This window comes from Actinomycetospora atypica, assembly GCF_042653685.1.
Lineage (GTDB): Bacteria > Actinomycetota > Actinomycetes > Mycobacteriales > Pseudonocardiaceae > Actinomycetospora > Actinomycetospora atypica.
This window is the reverse complement of record NZ_JBHSIV010000088.1, coordinates 1-841: the sequence shown is the minus strand read 5'-3', so window position 1 is coordinate 841 and position 841 is coordinate 1. Positions and strand designations below refer to the sequence as shown.

Below are 841 nucleotides of genomic sequence, written 5' to 3'. Positions count from 1 at the left end.
CTCTAGTCTTGAAGAAACCTGAAATTATTCGTATAATGAATTTGAGTTACGGAGCTAGTGTGATTAGTTTCCGTAAAGGTCGAGAACGTGTCCAGCGTTGCTCGACTTTATTTTTTTGCTCTTTTTTCAGTTTATTTATTTGATAACTCAATAATAGCACTTCTCTTTAGCTATGCAAATATCCAAAAACATAAAACCGCACCCTTTGAAAAGGGCGCCCCCAAACTTCGCTAACGCTAAGTTGGCCAAAAAATGGACTGGCCATTTTTTAGCAAATGTCAGCTTCAGGGATTAATGGTTTAGCCGTCAACTCCTTATCCTCGGCACAGACCGCCTCCGGTACCGTTGACTGCACCGTATAACTACCACTCCATCTCATTCTCAGAACGCCCTATATTACGTTCTGGGGCATTCTGCTGACTAGCCAACGTTTTCTCTTGATCTAATATTTTTAGCTCTTCAGATATTCCCATATCTTTTTCTACAAGCCCAAAACGAATTGATAAACGAGTGATTGATTTTTGAAATGCGTTTTTCAGTTGAGTTAACCGCTGACGCAAAGAACGATTTTCTTCCTTCAGCTTTTTGTTTTCAGCAACAACCGCTGACACATCAACCTTTTGTTGATTTTTCAAAAAAGAATTTTCTTGTTCTAACGCCATGTTTTTATCAAATAAAGCCATATTTTTATCCAATGTATTTCCAAGCGATTCATTCGCCATATCAGCATATTTTTTGCTGTTCGTAGCATTAGACGCTTTTTGATACAAATCTACAAAATCAGCACTAGATAAGCGATACGAGCCATCCGGTAATTTTTCAAAACTCGTTAAAGGAACAG

1 protein-coding gene is annotated in these 841 nt (G+C 38.2%); it reads right to left on the bottom strand.

The features are described 5' to 3' along the window. Positions 1-362 precede the first annotated feature (362 nt). Positions 363-841 (bottom strand): hypothetical protein (locus ACFPBZ_RS29440; RefSeq protein WP_465251522.1); only part of this gene is annotated, 479 nt, incomplete at its 5' end.